Source organism: Rhizobium sp. CB2179 (assembly GCF_057653455.1).
In genome coordinates, this window is sequence record NZ_JBYGKR010000006.1 from 241,942 (window position 1) to 260,028 (window position 18,087).

Below are 18,087 nucleotides of genomic sequence, written 5' to 3' on the forward strand. Positions count from 1 at the left end.
CTCATCGACAACACAACACAAACCAGGAGAATCCTGCGAATGAAACTGCTCCCCACACTGTTCGCCGGCGCGGCACTCGTGCTTTCCGCCGTCACCGCACAGGCCGAAGTCCGCTTCGGTGTCATGAACGAATCCTATCCGCCCTTCTTCGCCAAGGACGCCTCCGGCCAATGGCAGGGATGGGAAATCGACCTGATGAATGCCGTATGCGAAGAGATGAAGGAGAAATGCTCGATCGTCGAAATTTCCTGGGATGGTCTCATTCCGGCTCTCCAGAGCAAGAAGTTCGACGTGATCTGGTCGTCGATGTCGAACACCGCGGAACGCTCGAAGGTGATCGACTTCACCGATAAATATTACAACACGCCGAGCACCTTGATCGGCCCCAAGGACCAGAAGCCGGGCGCCACTGCCGAGGACGTGAAAGGCAAGACCATCGGCATCCAGGTGTCGACGATCCAGTCGGAATATTACAAGAAGTATTTCGCCGAGGCTGCCGAGGAAAAGACCTACCAAACGCTCGACGAAGCGTTCCAGGATCTCGCCTCCGGCCGTATCGACTATGTCTTCGGCGATTCACTGGCGCTTGACGCTTTCCTGAAAAGCGATGGCGGCAAGGATTGCTGCGCCAAGATGGGCGACGTTGCCGACGACAAGGAGATTCTCGGCGCCGGCGTTTCGGGCGGCCTGCGCAAGGAAGACACTGAGCTGAAGGCCAAGTTGAACACGGCGATGGCTGCCGTCCGCGCCAGTGGCCAGTATGACGCCATCAACAAGAAATACTTCGATTTCGACATCTACGGCGCAAAGTAAGCAGCCGGAACGATGGCGACCACGCAACAAGGTATTCTGGACCTGCTGTATCCCTATCCTCCGGGATGGGGCGGCGTCCTTCTGGCAGGTGCGGTCTCCACGGTCGCCATCTCCGCTTGCGCCTTCGCGATCGGCCTGCTGCTCGGCACGGGCGGCGCGCTTGGAAAGCTTTCGGGCAACCGCATGCTCCGCCTCCTGCTTGATCTCTATACCACGCTGATCCGCGCCGTTCCCGAGCTGATCCTGATCGTCGGGCTCTATTATGCCGGCACCGATGGCCTCAACCGGCTGCTCGCCGCGTTGGAGCTGCCGCCGGTCAATGTGAATGGGTTCGTGGCGGCCGTCGCCGTGCTGGGTTTCGTCCAGGGTGCCTACATGACGGAGGTGCTGCGCGGCGCGATCCTTGCCATTCCCGTCGGCCAGATCGAGGCCGCCAAGGCCTTCGGCATGGGACGGGTACTGAGGTTCCGCCGGGTCCTGCTGCCGGCGCTCCTGCCAAACGCGCTGCCGGGTCTTGCCAATCTGTGGATGTCGGTCACCAAGGACAGCGCGCTGGTGGCGGTCGTCGGCTACCAGGAACTGGCGCTCGCCACCCGTCTTGCCGGGGCAAGCACCAAGCATTACTTCGTCTTTTTCCTTGCTTCGGCCCTTCTCTATCTCGCCATCACGCTTGTTTCCAACGTCGTCTTCAAACTGATCGAGGGACGGGTACGGCGGGGGCAGCCGCGCCTTGCCTGAAGAAAGCGCCCCATGAATTTCACCTGGATCTCTTCCTATTGGCCGCTGCTTCTGACCGGCGCCTGGCAGACTGTTTGCCTGCTGGTGATCTCCGTGGTGTTCGGCTTCGCCATCGCCATAGGCTTGGCGTTTGCGCAGGTCAGCGGCGGCAGGCTGACGCGGCTCCTGGCGCGCAGTTACTGCACCTTCTTTCGCGGCACGCCGCTGCTGATACAGCTATGGCTTCTCTACTACGGGGTGGGCTCGCTGCTGCCCATGGTCCCCGGCATCCGCCAGAGCCTCTTCTGGCCGATCCTGCGCGAGGGCTTCTTCTTCGCCGCCGTCAGCTTTACCCTGAACTATGCAGCCTATGAGGCAGAGGTGTTGCGCGGTGCGCTGCTCGCCGTTCCCAAGGGCGAGCTCGAAGCGGGCCGGGCCTTCGGCCTGTCGCCCTGGATGCTGATCCGCCGCATCTGGCTGCCGCGCGCCATTCGCATCGCCCTGCCGACGATTGCGGGAGAGATCGTCATGCAGCTCAAGGCGACGCCGCTCGCCTTTACGGTGACGGTGATGGATCTCTATGCCGTGGCAAACAAGGTTCGGCAGGACACGCTGCTCGTCTATGAACCGCTGCTGGTCGTCACCCTCTTCTATCTCGCGCTGACCGCCGTAATCGCCCGCGTTTTCCGAAGTCTCGAAGCGCAGGTGCCGGTTCGCCGCTAGGCCGACGGCAAAGAAACTGGTCATGAGTTCCCTCACGCACGAACCACGTACATCTCGCCCACCTTGTTATGCAAAAGCCCGCCGCCGCTGACGGCGCGACAGCCTGAATGGAGACCTCTTCATGAGCACGATGCGAATTCTCGATGGCGGCATGAGCCGCGAACTGTTGCGGCTGGGCGCCGAGCTGAAACAACCGGAATGGTCGGCATTGGCGCTGATCAATGCGCCGGATATCGTCCGTAAGGTTCACCAGGAATTCATCGCTGCCGGCTCTGAGGTCGTTACGACAAACAGCTATGCGCTCGTGCCCTTTCATATTGGTGAGGACCGGTTCTGGAAGGAGGGGGCGGCGCTGATCCGTCTCGCCGGTCGCTTGGCGCGCGAGGCGGCTGATTCTGTCACGGATCGGAAGGTGCTGGTTGCCGGCTCGCTGCCGCCGATCTTCGGCTCATACGAGCCGCAGAACTTTCAGCCTTCACGGGTGCAGGATTATCTCGAGGTGCTTGTCGAAAATCTTTCTCCCTTCGTCGATGTATGGCTCGGTGAGACGTTAAGCCTGATTGCCGAGGCAGAGGCTGTCCGCAAGGCGGTGGCGGCATCAGGCAAGCCGTTCTGGATTTCGTTCACTTTGGCCGATGACGAGGTAGCCATAAGGGGCGGCGAACCGAAGCTGCGCTCCGAAGAAAGGGTCGAGGACGCGGCATCCTGGGCGGGTTCATCGGGCGCCGAAGCCCTCTTGTTCAATTGCAGCAAGCCTGAGGTCATGCAGGCGGCGGTGGAGACCGCGGCGCGCGTGTTCCGGACAATGGACGCGCGCATCGAAATCGGCGTCTATGCCAATGCCTTCGAAGGGGAGCAAGGCGAGGCAGCCGCCAATGAAGGCCTGCATAAGACCCGCAACGACCTAAATGACGATGCCTACTCGCGCTATGCCTGCTCCTGGGCTGAGGCCGGCGCGACCATCATCGGCGGCTGCTGCGGCATTGGCGCCGCCCATATCCATCGCCTGAAGAAGACGCTTTTGGATTGAAGCGGCACGTCAGGAGATCGGCTATGTCGCAATTGTCATTTGGTGTTTGACGCCGTCTTCTGGAGCTCGAGCAGAAGCTCGATCAACTTCGGGGCCATCTCCCTGATTTCCGAAAGGTGGACGGCGCTCAGTCGCGTCAGAAGCGCGTCCGCCTTATCCGTCAGAAGAACCGTCTGGCGGCGCCTGTCGGCCGGATCGGCATGACGTTCAACCAGTCCGGCATCCGACAGCCGCCCGACAAGCTCGGTCGCCGTATGCGGCGCGATGATCAGCCGCTCGGCTAGCATGCCGATGGTCATGGCATCGCCACGTTGTCCCTTGATCGCCAAAAGGGCCTGATGCTGCTGCGGGGGCAATCCCTCCGACTGGGCGGCAGAGGCGCTGAAGTCCATGAACTGGCGAAGCGCGAATCTAAGGTCGGCGAGAGCTTCGTAATCCTCTTGCCTCAGCGGCGGCGCGGTCTTCTTCAAAGCACTTCTCCTCTGCCGCAACGTCCGCCAAGGTCGGCAGCCCATGCCGCCATCCTCGAATAGATGGGCAGTCGCCAGCCGGTCAAGTGAGGCATCTTCATGGGACATTTTCGCCTTCATGCTTTCACCCATTGATTTATATCGTATCACGATATATTGACGCGCCTCAAGCGTATCCATTTCCGGCGTAGCAGAGGCTTCCATGGCGCAGCATCCACCAAACAACCGGCCGCACGATTTCACCGGCGGTCTTTCCCGGCGCGAGGCCGGCGATTTCACCACCGACAGGCGGGTCCTCCTCCTGGTCGGCATGTCCATCATTGTCGGCACGGCCGGTGCGTTTGCCGCCTGGTGTCTCGTCAGCCTCATCGCGCTGGTGACGAATGTCATCTGGTTCGGAGAGATCGGTATCCAGCCCGCCTCTCTGGCTGGGGTGCCGCGCTCGCTGTGGGTGGTGCTGGTTCCGCCGTTCGGCGGGCTCGTCATCGGATTGATGGCCCGTTTCGGGTCGGAGAAGATCCGCGGCCACGGCATTCCCGAGGCGATCGAGGCCATCCTGATCGGCGGCAGCCGGATGTCGCCGAAGGTCGCGGTCCTCAAGCCCCTGTCATCGGCGATTTCCATCGGAACCGGCGGCCCGTTCGGCGCCGAGGGGCCGATCATCATGACCGGCGGTGCGATCGGATCGCTGTTCGCGCAATTCTTTCACATGAGTGCGGCCGAGCGGAAGACGCTGCTCGTCGCCGGCGCGGCCGCAGGCATGACGGCGATCTTCGGTTCGCCGATCGCCGCGGTCATGCTGGCGGTCGAACTGCTGTTGTTCGAATGGAAGCCGCGCAGCTTCATTCCCGTCGCCGTTGCTGCCTGCGTGTCGATCTGCTGGCGCCCGCTGCTGTTCGGCGTCGGCCCGCTGTTCCCGACCCACTTCCAGGTGGCCTTGCCCTGGTGGGGTATTTTCGCCTGCGCGGCGATGGGGATCATCTCCGGCCTGCAATCGGGATTGCTGACGACGCTGCTCTACCGGATCGAGGACCTGTTCGAAGCCTTGCCGATCCACTGGATGTGGTGGCCGGCACTTGGCGGTCTCGTCATCGGTCTCGGCGGCCTGATCGAACCGCGGGCCATGGGCGTCGGCTACGACATCATCGATGGCTTGCTCAACAACCGGCTGCTCGCCCCGGCTGTCATGTCGATCCTGCTGGTGAAGACCATCATCTGGCTGTTTGCCCTGTCGTCGGGCACCTCCGGTGGCGTGCTTGCGCCGCTCCTCATCTTCGGCGGGGCTCTCGGATGGCTGGTCGGTCTTGTCATGCCGGGCAATGATCCCGGCTTCTGGGCGCTGCTCGGAATGGCGGCGATGATGGGTGGAACCATGCGTGCACCGCTGACGGGCACTTTCTTTGCGATGGAGATCACCGGCGACGTCAGCACGCTCGTTCCGCTGCTTGCCGCAACCGTGGTGGCCTATGCCGTCACCGTCCTTCTGCTGCGCCGCTCGATCCTCACCGAGAAGATCGCCCGCCGCGGTCAGCACATCACCCGCGAATATGGCGTCGACCCGTTCGAACTGTCGCGCGCAAGGGAGATCATGATCAGCGATGTCGACACGCTTCCCGTCGCCATGACGGTGGGAGAGGCGTGCGATTTCTTCGCCTCGCAGCAGAAAACGCACCGGATCTATCCGGTGGTCGATGCGACAGGCAGGTTGGCCGGCGTCGTATCGAGGGCCGACGCTCTGCTCTGGCAGGGGAATCCGGACCTCGCCAGTCAGACGCTCGCGGAAAACGTGACGGATGATTCCGTTCCGGTGGGGCATCCTGATGATACGGTCGCATTCATCGCGGATCTGATGCTGTCGACCGGCGACGGACGCATTCCGATCGTCGATCCGACCTCCGGGAAACTATGCGGCCTGATCGCCCGCAAGGATCTGCTGCGGTTGCGCAGTTCCTACAGGTCGGCGGAACTGGATCGGCGCCCGTATCTCACCGCCGGCTCGAAGAGCAAGTCGCGGTAGCGGTCCGCGGGCGTCCTCCGCATCGCTACTGCTACTGCCGCGCGCCGCATGGATCAGGTCCCATGCGGCGCGCGCGCTTGAAGACGTCAGTGCAGCCCGAACAGGTTCAGCAACTCTTCGCGGTGTCGAACGAATTCCGGTGCGCTGCGGTCGCGGGGCCGGGGCAGATCGATTTCGATCAGACGCGGCTCGCCGCCCTTTTCCCGTGGCAGGATGAGGATCCGGTCGGCCAGATAGATCGCCTCCTCGAGATCATGGGTAACGAGGATGGTCGTCACATCCTCATCGCGCCAGATCCGTGCGAGTTCTTGCTGCATGCCGATCTTGGTCATCGCGTCGAGCGCGCCGAGCGGTTCGTCGAGCAGCAGGATCTCCGGCTGGACGGCTAGAGCCCGGGCGATGCCGACGCGCTGGGCCATGCCGCCCGACAGCTGCCGGGGATAGGCAGCCTCGAACTGCTGCAGGCCGACGAGCTTGACATAGTGGCGCGCCCGTCCCCTCGCCTGCTCACGCGACAGGCCGCTAGTTTCCAGCCCGAAGGAGACATTGTCGAGCACGGTCAGCCAGGGCAGAAGGCGCGGTTCCTGGAAGATGACGGCGCGCTCTGTGCCGACGCCTCGCACCGCCTTGCCATCGACGAGGACCTCTCCCGTGTCGGAATCCTCAAGACCTGCCAGAACCCTGAGCAGGGTCGTCTTGCCCGAGCCGCTGGCGCCGACGATGGCGAGGCTTTCGCCGGAGCGGACGTGGAGGTTGATATCCCTGAGAACCTGCAGAGGTGTCCCGTTCAACCTGTAGGATTTGGAGAGGTGACGGATCGTCACCTCCCCGCGGCGCGTGTCCTCAGCGATGCTCATCATCATTCCTCAGTTGCTTGCCGGCTTGGCGTCGACGGTCAAGAGGATGTCCTTGGCAGCCAGTTGGCCTTCCTTCAATTTGCCTTCGCGAACCAGGACGTCGATCCAGAACTGGATGTCGCGCTCGACCGGCAGGCCGCCGGCACGCACCCCATAGCCTCGGAAGTACTGTGCGATATCAGCGTTCTCACCACGCTCACTGAGCGCCTCGGCGAGGATCTTCTTGGTTTCCTCCGGATGCTCGCGGGCGTAATCGAGAGCGCGAGCCGACTGCTCGACGAAAATCTTTGCAGCTTCAGGATGTTCGCGAGCGAAATCACGGCGCAGGACCACGAAGCCCCCGGCGATGTCTCCAAGCACGTCGGTATCGTCGAAAATCGGACGCAGACCGCCATTCTTCAGCGCAGCCCCTTCGAAGGTCGTCTGCCAGTAGCCGAAGGCGGCAATATCGACCTGTTTGGAGCGCAGCACCTGCTCGAGCTGCGGCCCGGGAACGACAAGCTGATTGGCTGCGTCCGCCGGTAGGCCTACGGAATGCAGGGCTTCGCGGATGGTATAGTCGAGATGCGCGCCGAGCGTATTGACCGCGATGCTCTTGCCGGCAATGTCCTTGATACTCTTGATCGGGCTGTCTTCCAGCACGTAGAAGGTCGACTGCACCTCGTTATTGATGCCGTTTGAGGGATAGGCGGCGACGAAATCATTGCCGCCGATGATCGAATTCAGGACGGCGGAAGTTGCGGCGCTGCCGATCTCGACATCACCCGATGCCAGGGCGATCAGGGAGGCCGGGCCGCCCTGGGCGTAGCCGACATTTTCGAGCGTGATGCCCGTTCCGTCGAAGTAGCCGAGTTCGGCGGCGAGTTCATGAGCGGCAAGACCATGGCTGGCGAGATAGCGCAGCTTCACCGTGTCGGCGGCCGCGGCGGGTGAGGTTAGGCCGAGAGCGATCACTGCCGGCAGGAGAAGGTGGCGGGGATGGAATGTCATCTGGTGGGACCTTTCGGAAGAGGAAAATCGGGAAAGCAGGTCAGCGGCTCGGCTGAGACCAGCGGCAGAGACGGCGCTGCAAGAGAACGAGCAAGGCATTGGCGGCAAGCCCGAGGAAGGCGAGCAGAAAGATCGCCGCAAACATCAGCGGGATCTGGAAATTGTACTGGGCATTCATCACCTGGAAGCCGATGCCCTTGTTGGCGCCGATCATCTCGGCGGCAATCAACAGCAGAAGTGCCGTCGTCGCCGAAAGACGCAGGCCGACGAAGATCGCCGGTACCGACGCCGGCAGGATGACGCGGCGGAAGATGGTCAGCGGTCCGGCGCCATAGGTCCGCGCCATCTCGATGAGCTTCTTGTCCACTTCCTTGACGCCGCCGATCGTAGCGAGCAGCACCGGAAACAGTGTGGCCCAGAAGATCACGAAGATCTTCGATGTTTCGCCGAGGCCGAGCAGTAGGATGAAGACCGGGTAGAGCGCCAGCGCCGAGGTCTGGCGGAAGAGCTGCAGGATCGGATCGAGCGCCTGTTCGACCGCACGAACCTGACCCATGAACAGGCCGAGCGGAATGCCGATCACCACGGCAAAGGCGAAGGCGGTTCCGGATCGCTGCAGGCTGATGGCGATATCATCGAGTAGCGCGCCATTGGCCAGATTGGTCCAAAGAGCGGACAGGATCACGTCCAGGGGCGGGAAGATAGCGGGATTGACCCAGCCCCTAGTGCTCGACACCTGCCAGAATAAGAGGAAGCCGATGAGAAGGCCGTAGCGCGGCAAAAGCGATGCGAGCACCCCGCGCACTTGCGAGGCGAGAGTGGAAATATGGCTTTCGCTGTTTTTCAGGCGGCTGAAGCTTCTCGGAAGAACCTGGTTGATTTCATAGGACATCGACCGCTCCTCACTCTGCTGCCTGGAGATCTGCTTGTTCTGCAGCCCACCGATTGGTCGGGAAAGGCAGGCCGAGGTTTTCTCGAAGAGTCTTGCCCTCATAGGCCGTGCGGAACAGGCCGCGGCGCTGCAGTTCCGGAATGACCAGATCGACGAAGTCGTCGAGTGCTGTCGGCAGCCAGGGCGGCAGAATGTTGAAGCCGTCGGCAGCTTCGTTCTCGAACCATTTCTGCAGCGTATCGGCGATCTGTTCGGGCGTTCCGACGATGGTGTAGTGACCGCGGGCGGAGGCAATCCACTGATAGAGCTGGCGAATGGTGAAGTTGTTTTCATCGGCGATCTGGCGGATGAGGGCCTGGCGGCTCTTCATGCCTTCCGTCGGCGGCGCCGGCGGTAGAGGGCCGTCGAGGTCATAGCCGTGCAGGTCGAGCGTGCCGCCGGTCAGGCCATTGAGGAGGCCGATCCCGTCCTCTTCGACGATGAGCGAGGTCAGGCGGTCGTATTTCTCGCGCGCCTCCGCCTCGGTCCTACCGACGAAAGCGGATACGCCGGGCATGACGAGGATATGATCGGGGTTTCGGCCGAGAGCGCGGGCGCGCGCCTTGATATCCCGATAGAACTCCTGGGCGGTTTCGATATGCTGATGGGCGGTGAATATGACTTCGGCCGTTGCTGCGGCGAGCCCGCGTCCATCTTCGGATTGCCCGGCCTGGACGATGACGGGATGCCCCTGCGGCGATCGCGAGATGTTGAGCGGACCGCGCACCTGGAAGTGTTCGCCGCGGTGGTCGGTGTCGTGCAGCTTCGACGGATCGAAGAACACGCCGGATTGCTTGTCCCGTATGAACGCGTCGTCTTCGAAGCTTTCCCAGAGTTTGCGGACAACATCGACGTGTTCGGCAGCGCGGCGATATCGGTCTGCATGCGGCAGCTGGGTATCGCGGTTGAAGTTCTGCGCCGTCAGGTCGCCCGTCGTGGTGACAACATTCCAGCCGGCACGGCCCTCCGAGATCAGGTCCAGCGAGGCGAATTTGCGGGCGGTCGTGTAAGGCTCTTCGTAGGTGGTCGAGGACGTGGCGATAAAGCCGAGATGGGTGGTGAAAGGCGCAAGGGCCGAGAACAATGTCACGGGTTCGAAGCCGGCCACGCGGGCGTTACCGCCTTCGCGTGCTCCACCGAAACCGACAGCCAGCCCGTCGGCCAGGAAATAGGCATCGAAGAGGCCACGCTCAGCCGTCAAGGCAAGACGTTTGTGAAACTCGAAACTGGTCGCGCCGTCTGCCGGCTGGTCGGGATGCCGCCATGACGCAACATGCTGTCCGCCACCGGGAAGAAATGCCCCAAGCCTGATTTTCCGTGTCATTTCGTGTCCTCTCCGTTTTCCGTCAACAGCCCGGTCTTCCCCAGGGCCAAGTATTCAATTGGCTGTTGGGTTGCTAAAATACGTTCTCCATAGAATTTATAGAGAAACTGAATTTCGTAGTTTCGGAGGAAGGGTGAATAGATTTCCCGGTTTGGCATGAAATTGGAAATCAACGGTCAGGGCGACTATGCCCGGGTATGCGGGCGCGGACCGGCAGATGGGATCTGCGGGCGTGGCGAAGAGCCCGGCCGAGACGACAAATGGCAATAGGTCTTCTGAGCGTCTTATGCCCGCTTGCAGCCCCGCCGGAGCGAGGATCCAGTTTGACGAGCATGCAAGGGAATGGCGGTTTTCGCACGAACGCCCGTGCTACCTGAGATCAATGCCTTGATGTGCTCAGGGCATCAGCCTCGTTTTGGCCGGGTCGGGGCATGGTCGAGGCCGGCGGCGGCCTTCTTCAGGCAGTCGAGGTAGCGGTCCCGGTTGGCGATGCCATCGTCGCGTGGCGTGACGAGGCAGAGCGTTGCGGCTGCATGGCCTTCCTCGCCCCGCACCGGTACGGCAAAACAGTGGGTGAAGCTGTCGACGATGCTGTTGAAGGTGAAGAGACCTTCGCGCTCGGCCTGGCGCACCTCGGCGATGAAGGTTTGCGGCTCAAGCCATTCGCCGTTCGGCAGGCGAAAATCCTGCGGCGGAATGAAGTTCAGAATGTCCTGATCCGACAGGTGTGCGACGAGCAGGCGGCCCGACGCCGTCCACGGGATCGGCACCGACTGCCCGACATCCGTCGAAATGCGGAAGGGGCGCGCGCCTTCGCGCATGCGAACGACCGTGTATCTGTTTCCATCCAGCATGCAGAACTGCGCTGTCTCCCGCGTCTCGTCGGCAAGCTGTTCCAGCGCCGCCTCGCATTCGCGGGTGAAGTCGAAATGGTTCTCATAGGCTGCGCCGAGGAAATACAGTTTGCGGCCGAGATAGACACGCCCCTCGCCGCCGGTGAATTCCAGGATACCATTCTGCAGCAGCAGGTTGACGAGCTCGTAAACCGATGAGCGCGGCGCGCCGATCTGCGCGGCGATTTCATTCGGCTTCAGGGCCTGCCGTTTCTGGCGCAGGAAATCGAGGATCTCGAAGGCGCGGTCGAGCCCTCGGGCGCGTTTACCGGCTGCTTCGTCCTGAACTGCATCCATTTCTATCGATCCCTTTTTTGTCCGGCCAAGCTTTTCAAGCCGACTGCCGCATCTGTCAATCGATCCCGTCATTCGCCGCGAATGAAATTTTCCCACCCCTCTTGCGAGGTAGAAAAATCGGCATAAGATCGCCTCGTCCGGTATATAGATCACATGTACATTATATTGGACACCAATGGCAAGCCGTCAACGCTGCCGCACACAAAAAAGGGGATCGACATGAAGAATCTTGAAAACGGCATTTCCGCTTCGCTACGCCGCCGCCTTCTCTCGGGTGCTGCCGCCGCGGCCGCACTCCTCGTCTTTTCGGCCGGTACGGCCTCGGCCGCCGCCAATTGCATCAAGGGTGACAGGAAAGCGCCCTATACGATCGGCTGGGCAAACATCTATTCGGTGCCGACCTGGATGAAGCAGACCGAAGGCACCATCACGGCCGAAGTGGAGGAGCTGAAGAAGGCGGGCCTCGTCAAGGACCTGATGATCACGGACGCGCAGGGTAACGCCCAGACCCAGATCCAGCATATCCAGTCGATGATCGACGCCAATGTCGACGCCATCGTCGTGATCGCCGGTTCCTCCAACGCGCTCGACCGCGTCATATCAGATGCCTGCGACAAGGGCATTGCCGTCGTGAATTTCGACAGTCTGGTCAATTCCGACAAGGTGACGGCGAAGATCAACACCGATTCCAACGAATGGGGCGCGACCGCTGCCAAGTGGATGGTCGGCCAGCTCGGCGGCAAGGGCAAGATCATCATCATGAACGGCCCGGCCGGCATTTCGGTGAGCGACGACCGCCGCAAGGGCGCCCAGCCGGTCCTTGACGCCAATCCCGGTCTCCAGGTGATCACCGAGACGAACACGGAATATAACGTCGCCCCGGCACAGGAAGCGATCACCAGTCTGCTCTTTGCCAATCCCGAAATCGACGGCGTGCTGTCGCTCGGCGGCGCGCTATCGGCCGGCTCGGTGCTGGCCTTCGAGCGTCAGGGCCGCGACCAAGTGCCGACAACAGGCGAAAACGCAAGGCAGTTCCTGGAGCTCTGGAAGGAGAAGGGACTGAAGGGCTGGGCCACCATGCAGCCCAACTGGCTCGGCGCGCTGTCTGTTTACACCGCCGTGCAGGCGCTGGAAGGCAAGGCCGTTCCGGCCTTCGTCAAGGTGCCGCTGCCTGTCATCGACGACAGCACGATCGGCAGCTACCTCGCCCGGGCCGACAAGTTCCCGGCTGACGGCTATATATACTCGGACTACGACAAGGCGCTCTTCGACAAGCTGCTTGCCGCCAAGTAATCCGCCCAAGTAACTCGGGTTGAGGAAAGCCGTCATGACGGAAGAAAGACCCCTGCTGGAAGCCCGGCAGGTGTTCAGAGGATTTTTCGGCAATCCCGTTTTGAAGGGCGTCGATATTGCCCTTCTGCCGGGCAGGGTTCACGCCCTGCTCGGCGAAAACGGCGCCGGCAAATCCACGCTGATCAACCTCCTGTCCGGCGCTCTGCAGCCGGACAGCGGTTCCATCCTCGTCGACGGCAAGCCAGTCGAGCGCTTCAGCCCGGCGGCTGCGCGCGGTGCGGGTATTGCCGTCGTTCAGCAGGAGCTGAGCCTCACGGCCAGTCTGTCGATTGCCGAAAACATAGGGCTCGGCGCCTTTCCGCGCCGGTTCGGCCTTATCGATTACAGAGCGCTTCATCGCGGCGTGTCAGACGTCTGCGATATGGTCGGGCTCACCGAGCCGCTCGACATGCCAGTCGCCGACCTCGCACTTGGCCGCCGTCAGATGGTGGAGATCGCCAAGGCACTGTTCCGCAAGCCGCGTGTGCTGATCCTGGATGAGCCGACCTCATCGCTCTCCGCGCACGAAGCCGGCATCCTGGCCCGCCTGATCGAGACGCTGAGAGATCGCGGCACTGCACTTCTCTATATTTCCCACCGCCTCAACGAGGTGCAGGCGCTCTGTTCACATGTCACGGTGCTGAAGGATGGCCTGGTCACCGCCGACCAGTCGCTGTCCGGCATCGACGGCGAAGGCCTGGTGCGCCTGATGGTCGGCCGCGAGACCGGCGACCTGTTCCCGCCGCGCTCCGTCACGGCACCCGGCGCGATTCGCATCAGCGTCGAAGGTTTTTCCGCCGGCATGGTGCGTGACATCGATTTCTCCGCCCGCGCCGGCGAGATCGTCGGCATCGGCGGGCTCGTGGGACAAGGGCAGGAAGACCTGCTGCTCGGTCTCTACGGCGCGATTCCGGCCTCGGCCGATCGGGCGGAAGTATCCGGCAAACCCGCCCTGCCCGCCAATGTCGGCGAGGCGAATGCCACCGGCATCGTCTATGTCCCGGCCGACCGCAAGCATGAGGGGCTGGTGCTGCCGCATTCCATTGCCTCCAATCTCATCCTGCCCTCGCTCGGACGGCTCGCCCGCAAGGGCTTACGCGACCGACCGGCGGAAAACGGCCTGGTCGCCGATCTCGCGCGCCGGCTGACGATCAAGGGCGACACGGCCCGCCCGGTCCAGGCCCTTTCCGGCGGCAACCAGCAGAAGGTGGCGCTCGCCAAATGGCTGCCGCTCGATCCCTCCGTTCTGCTCCTCAACGATCCGACGCGCGGCGTCGACATCGAGACCAAGCGGGAAATCTATCTCATGCTCCGTGCCTTCGCCGCCGAGGGGCGGCTCGTCATTCTGGCGAGCTCCGATACGCCGGAGCTGGTGCATCTCTGCGACCGTGTCGTGGTTCTGCGCGAGGGCGTCGTCGCCGCGGTGCTGTCGCAAGATGAAATCAGCGAAGGAGCGATCGTCGGTGCGGCCATGGGCATTACCACCACGACACAGGGAGAGGCGGCATGAGCACAAGTTCATCATCCCGGCTCTACGGCTCGATCCAGCTTCGCCGCAACCGTGGCCTTGCCGGCCTCTATCTGGTTGTCGCCGCCTTTCTCATCCTCTATGCGCTGCTCTTTCCCGGCATCCTTTCGATCGGCGGCTTCTCCAAGTTCACGCAGAACTGGTTCCCGCTGGCGCTCGTCACCATGGCGCAGGCGCTGCTCATGCTGAACGGCGGCATCACGCTGGCGATCGGCCCGCTCGTCAGCCTTGGAGCGGTGATCGCCGCGACGACGATGCAAGGGGCGCTCGGCGTGCCGGGCGGCATTCTTGCGGTCGCACTCGCCGGTCTTTTGATCGGCGCCGCCATCGGCGTCATCGTTACCTATCTGAGGCTGCCTGCAATCATTGTCACGCTCGCCGGCTCCTTCATCATCGGCGGGGTCGCGCTCATCCTGCTGCCGCGGCCGGGTGGGTTCATTCCCGATTGGCTGTCGACGGTACTGGCCGGCCACACGCCCGTCGCCTTCCTGCTGCTCGTCGTGATCCTGGTACTGTGGAAGGCCTTTCTTGCAACGCCGCTCGGCCTCGGCATCTACGCGGCCGGCGACAATCCGGTCGGTGCGTTCCGCTCCGGCGTCCCGGTTGAACGGGTGAAGGTCGCAGCCTTCGCGCTGTCCGGTCTTCTCGCCGCCCTGACCGGTCTCTTCGTCGCTGCGCAGACCGGCTCGGGTGATCCTGTTATCGGCACGCCCTTCACGCTGAACTCGATTGCCGCCGCCGTCCTTGGCGGCGTGGGCTTCCTCGGCGGCAAGGGCACGATGCGCGGCGCGATCTGCGGCAGCCTGCTGCTCTCGGTGATGATCAACGTCATGTTCTTCCTGGGCTTCCCGCCGGTCGCACAATATGTCGCGCAAGGTCTGATCATCGTCGGCGCGGTCGCCGTGCCGGAACTTCTTGGGGCTTGGAGGGCAAGGCGATGAATATCATCAGGTCCGCGTTCCGCAATCCGCCGCTGCTGACCTTCCTTCTGGTCGCGCTCGTCTGGATCGTCGCAAGCTTTACGTTGCGTGGTTTCGGCGCCTATGGCCACCTGCGCTACCTGCTCGAACTCGCCGCGGTGATCGGCATTGCCGCCGCCGGCCAGACGCTCGTCATCCTGATGGGCGGCATTGATCTCTCCGTCGGCGCGGTCATAACAGTCACGGCGATCCTGCTGCCGCTGATCTCGCCAGCCTGGGACCCGACCGGCCTCGCCGGCATCGCGGCGGCCCTTGCCATCGCCGCGGCTATCGGCCTGATGAACGGCGCCGGTGCTGCCTATCTTCGCGTGCCGCCGATCATCATGACGCTGGCCATGGCGACCTTCCTGCAGGGGCTGCTCGTCATCGTCGCCGGCGGCAGCGCGGTTACCGTCAGCAATCCGGCGGTCATTCTGCTCGGGCAGGCGCGGCCGCTCGGCATTCCCTCAGGCATTATCCTGTGGCTTGTCGTCTCGATCGTCGTCCTGCTGCTCGTCCACCGCATGCCGATCGGCGCCCGTTTCCTGGCGCTTGGGGCAAACCCGCTGGCGGCCCGACTTTCCGGCGTAAGCGTCACCCGCGACACGCTGATCGTCCACACTCTGTCCGGCTTTTTCGCAGGGCTTGCGGGCATTCTCGTGCTCGGCATGAACCGGCAAGGTTATGTCGGCATCGGCGACCCCTATCTGCTGACCTCGATCGCCGCCGTCGTGCTCGGCGGCAGCTCGATCCTCGGTGGCCGCGGCACCTATGCCGGCACCATTCCCGGGGCAATCCTGCTTGTGACGACGACGGCGCTGATCACCGTCGTCAATGCCTCCCCCGGCTGGCGGTCGATCATGTTCGGCACCTTGATCCTCGCTCTTCTGCTGGTTTCCGGACGCGAGGCGCGCAGATGACGGAGCTCTATGACGGGCCGGTGATCGACCCGCATCACCACCTCTGGGACCTCAGCCTGCAACGCCATCCCTGGCTGCAGAAGGCCAGAGCTTCCGGCGAAGAGATGGTTTTCGGAAGCCTCGCACCGATCCTGCGCGACTACGGCATCGACGATTATCGCGCCGATGCTGCCAGCCAGAACGTAATTGCAACCGTGCATGTGGAGGCCGGCTGGTCCGTTGCCTACCCGCTGGAAGAGAGCCGCTGGCTGGATGGCCTCGACCGCAGCTCCGGTGTGGCGCGCCGTTATATCGCGTGCGTTCCTCTCGACGGGCCGGACACTATAAGCCTGCTCGAGGCGGAAGCGGCGAACCCGAATGTCGTCGGCATCCGTGATATTTTGAGCTGGCATCCGGACGCGGCGAAGAGTTTTGCTCCGCGCCCGAACCGCATGGACGATCCCGCCTGGCGGGCGGGACTTGCCCATGCCACGCGGCTCGGACTGGTCTTCGACCTTATGCTTTATCCCTGGCAGATGAATGAGGCGCTCGAACTGGTGCGTGCTTTTCCGCAAACGCTTTTCGTGCTCAACCACGGCGGCAGCCCGGCTGACCGGACGGAGGACGGCATGGCGCTCTGGCGCCGCGGCCTGCGGGCGCTCGGCAGTGAGCCGAATCTGCGCCTGAAGATTTCCGACCTCGTCGCCTATGACAATAAGTGGACGCTCGAAAGCCTGCGGCCGGTGATCGAGCATTGCCTCGATTGTTTCGGCCCGGCGCGTGCCATGTTCGCGAGCGACTTTCCGGTCGCGGGCCTGCATGCCTCCTTCGACGAGGTCTACCAGGTTTTCCGCACGGTCGCCTCGCAGTTGTCTTACGACGAGCAGCGCGCCCTGTTCTTTGCCACCGCCAATGAAACCTATCGCCTCGGCATCGCCGATCCGGCCGAGATCAGGAGTGGATGCGATGTCTGACCTCCATACCGCGACGGAAAACGTGCTGATCGACGAGCAGGTGCGCGGCTTTCCGCCGGGCAATCCGCCGCTTCCGCTTGCTGCAATCGGCAAGCAGGGATGGAAGCCCTATGACGGCAGGATGGCCCTGCCGCTGATCTCGCTCGACCGGCAGGCTTTCACGCGAAATGTCGAACTGATGATGGCCTATGTGATGAGCCACGGCGCCGATATCGCTCCGCACGCCAAGACACCGATGTCGATGGCGCTGGCGGAGGCACTTCTGGCGGCAGGCGCCTGGGGTACGACGGTCGCCGATATCCGCCAGGCCGCCGTCCTGCTCAAGGCGGGACAGCGCCGGCTGATCCTCGCCAACGAGATCGGCGGGGCCGCCGCCGCCCGCCGGCTCGCGGCCCTGCTTGGCCACTATCCCGATGCGGAACTTCATATCTTCGTGGATTCGACGGCGCTCGCCGAGGCTCTTCGCTCCGCCTGGCAGGAGCGTGTCGATCTGCCGCCCCTCGGTCTGCTGGTGGAGTTCGGTGCCGGTCGCGCCGGTGCCCGCGGCGTCGCCGCCGCCGAGGCAATTCTGGAGGCGATCCTTGCCGCGGAGACGCCGGCCTTCCGGCTGACCGGCATTGCCACCTATGAGGGTGCGGCCGCGACCGCCGATGCGGAAGAGACGATGCGTCGCATCGACGCGCTGATGGCGGTGACATCCGATTTCCTGCCGAAGCTGCGCGCCCGCATCGGCGACGAGCGGTCGCTCCTCGTCACGGCCGGCGGCTCGGTGTTTTTCGACCTCGTGATTGCCAGGCTTTCAGCCGCCGTTGCGGCCGATCCCGCCTGCCGGCTGGTGCTGCGCAGCGGCGCGATCTTCTTCCACGATCACGGCATCTACGAGCGCGGCCTTGCCGGCCTCGATGCACGCGGCGGCTTCCGCATCGGCGGCGAGACGATCTCGGCGGCCGCGGGTTTCCGTCCGGCGCTGCGGGTCTGGGCCGAGGTCCTCTCTCGGCCGGAGCCGCGGCTGGCGATCTGCGGCATGGGCATGCGCGACGTGGCGATGGACCAAGGCCTGCCGCGGCCGTTGGCGCTCTATCGCAATGGGGCGCGTCTTGCCGATCTCGCAAGCGCCGACGTGTTTCGCCTCAACGATCAGCACGCCTTCGTCGCCCTTGCCGACGGCAGCGACGTCGCGGTCGGCGACGTTATCGAGTGCGGCATCTCGCATCCCTGCACCTGCCTTGACCGGCATGCCATCCTCTACGGCCTCGACCCGGATCATTCGGTGACGGCGGCCTATCTGACCAGCTTCGGCTGAACTTTCCCTCCAAAAGCAAGAAAAGGAAAA

At 63.2% G+C, this 18,087-nt stretch carries 17 protein-coding genes; 11 read left to right on the forward strand and 6 right to left on the reverse strand.

What is annotated here, in order from left to right; all coding sequences use genetic code 11:
- The first annotated feature begins 39 nt into the window (after nucleotides 1-39).
- The 4 genes from AC244Q_RS36650 to AC244Q_RS36665 all read left to right on the forward strand — a co-directional run bounded on the left by AC244Q_RS36650 (nucleotide 40) and on the right by AC244Q_RS36665 (nucleotide 3,283).
- On the forward strand, nucleotides 40-813 hold the full coding sequence (locus AC244Q_RS36650; RefSeq protein WP_128406784.1) for a transporter substrate-binding domain-containing protein: 774 nt from the start codon (nucleotides 40-42) through the stop codon (nucleotides 811-813).
- A 12-nt stretch (nucleotides 814-825) separates the two neighbouring features.
- Nucleotides 826-1,551, forward strand: a complete 726-nt coding sequence (locus AC244Q_RS36655) for an ABC transporter permease (RefSeq protein ID WP_128406783.1) — start codon at nucleotides 826-828, stop codon at nucleotides 1,549-1,551.
- 12 nt (nucleotides 1,552-1,563) lie between these two features.
- A complete protein-coding gene (locus tag AC244Q_RS36660) occupies nucleotides 1,564-2,253 on the forward strand; it encodes an ABC transporter permease (protein WP_011654436.1) in 690 nt (229 codons plus the stop codon).
- Between the two features lie 121 nt (nucleotides 2,254-2,374).
- A complete protein-coding gene (locus AC244Q_RS36665) occupies nucleotides 2,375-3,283 on the forward strand; it encodes a homocysteine S-methyltransferase family protein (RefSeq protein ID WP_128406782.1) in 909 nt (302 codons plus the stop codon).
- A 35-nt stretch (nucleotides 3,284-3,318) separates the two neighbouring features.
- Here the strand turns inward: AC244Q_RS36665 and AC244Q_RS36670 are convergent, their stop codons facing one another.
- A complete protein-coding gene (locus AC244Q_RS36670) occupies nucleotides 3,319-3,753 on the reverse strand; it encodes a MarR family winged helix-turn-helix transcriptional regulator (protein ID WP_012760658.1) in 435 nt (144 codons plus the stop codon).
- A gap of 202 nt (nucleotides 3,754-3,955) precedes the next feature.
- Between AC244Q_RS36670 and AC244Q_RS36675 the strand changes: the two genes are divergently transcribed.
- Nucleotides 3,956-5,770, forward strand: a complete 1,815-nt coding sequence (locus AC244Q_RS36675) for a chloride channel protein (RefSeq protein ID WP_128406781.1) — start codon at nucleotides 3,956-3,958, stop codon at nucleotides 5,768-5,770.
- A gap of 86 nt (nucleotides 5,771-5,856) precedes the next feature.
- Here AC244Q_RS36675 and AC244Q_RS36680 read toward each other — a convergent pair whose 3' ends face one another.
- The 5 genes from AC244Q_RS36680 to AC244Q_RS36700 all read right to left on the reverse strand — a co-directional run bounded on the left by AC244Q_RS36680 (nucleotide 5,857) and on the right by AC244Q_RS36700 (nucleotide 11,062).
- Nucleotides 5,857-6,627: an ABC transporter ATP-binding protein gene (locus tag AC244Q_RS36680; protein WP_003555479.1), complete on the reverse strand. Its 771-nt coding sequence runs from the start codon at nucleotides 6,625-6,627 to the stop codon at nucleotides 5,857-5,859.
- A 9-nt stretch (nucleotides 6,628-6,636) separates the two neighbouring features.
- A complete protein-coding gene (locus AC244Q_RS36685) occupies nucleotides 6,637-7,617 on the reverse strand; it encodes an ABC transporter substrate-binding protein (RefSeq protein WP_128406780.1) in 981 nt (326 codons plus the stop codon).
- 40 nt (nucleotides 7,618-7,657) lie between these two features.
- On the reverse strand, nucleotides 7,658-8,509 hold the full coding sequence (locus AC244Q_RS36690) for an ABC transporter permease (protein ID WP_128406779.1): 852 nt from the start codon (nucleotides 8,507-8,509) through the stop codon (nucleotides 7,658-7,660).
- 10 nt (nucleotides 8,510-8,519) lie between these two features.
- Nucleotides 8,520-9,872, reverse strand: a complete 1,353-nt coding sequence (locus AC244Q_RS36695; protein WP_017997595.1) for an LLM class flavin-dependent oxidoreductase — start codon at nucleotides 9,870-9,872, stop codon at nucleotides 8,520-8,522.
- A gap of 404 nt (nucleotides 9,873-10,276) precedes the next feature.
- Nucleotides 10,277-11,062, reverse strand: a complete 786-nt coding sequence (locus AC244Q_RS36700; protein ID WP_012760654.1) for an IclR family transcriptional regulator — start codon at nucleotides 11,060-11,062, stop codon at nucleotides 10,277-10,279.
- A gap of 219 nt (nucleotides 11,063-11,281) precedes the next feature.
- On the opposite strand from AC244Q_RS36700, the gene AC244Q_RS36705 reads away from it, so the two are divergent.
- The 6 genes from AC244Q_RS36705 to AC244Q_RS36730 are packed head-to-tail and all read left to right on the forward strand — an operon-like array spanning nucleotide 11,282 to nucleotide 18,057.
- Nucleotides 11,282-12,355: an ABC transporter substrate-binding protein gene (locus AC244Q_RS36705; protein ID WP_128406778.1), complete on the forward strand. Its 1,074-nt coding sequence runs from the start codon at nucleotides 11,282-11,284 to the stop codon at nucleotides 12,353-12,355.
- A gap of 34 nt (nucleotides 12,356-12,389) precedes the next feature.
- A complete protein-coding gene (locus tag AC244Q_RS36710) occupies nucleotides 12,390-13,904 on the forward strand; it encodes a sugar ABC transporter ATP-binding protein (RefSeq protein WP_128406777.1) in 1,515 nt (504 codons plus the stop codon).
- The gene (locus AC244Q_RS36715) at nucleotides 13,901-14,863 is read left to right on the forward strand and encodes an ABC transporter permease (RefSeq protein ID WP_012760651.1); all 963 of its coding nucleotides are present in this window, start codon (nucleotides 13,901-13,903) and stop codon (nucleotides 14,861-14,863) included. The genes AC244Q_RS36710 and AC244Q_RS36715 overlap by 4 nt, the downstream gene beginning before the upstream one ends.
- A complete protein-coding gene (locus AC244Q_RS36720; RefSeq protein WP_012760650.1) occupies nucleotides 14,860-15,801 on the forward strand; it encodes an ABC transporter permease in 942 nt (313 codons plus the stop codon). Before AC244Q_RS36715 ends, AC244Q_RS36720 begins: the two co-directional genes overlap by 4 nt.
- Entirely contained in the window at nucleotides 15,798-16,754 is a 957-nt protein-coding gene (locus AC244Q_RS36725; protein WP_128406776.1) for an amidohydrolase family protein, read from the forward strand. Before AC244Q_RS36720 ends, AC244Q_RS36725 begins: the two co-directional genes overlap by 4 nt.
- Nucleotides 16,747-18,057, forward strand: coding sequence for an alanine racemase (locus tag AC244Q_RS36730; RefSeq protein WP_128406775.1), 1,311 nt, complete (start codon nucleotides 16,747-16,749; stop codon nucleotides 18,055-18,057). Before AC244Q_RS36725 ends, AC244Q_RS36730 begins: the two co-directional genes overlap by 8 nt.
- Nucleotides 18,058-18,087: the final 30 nt, after the last annotated feature.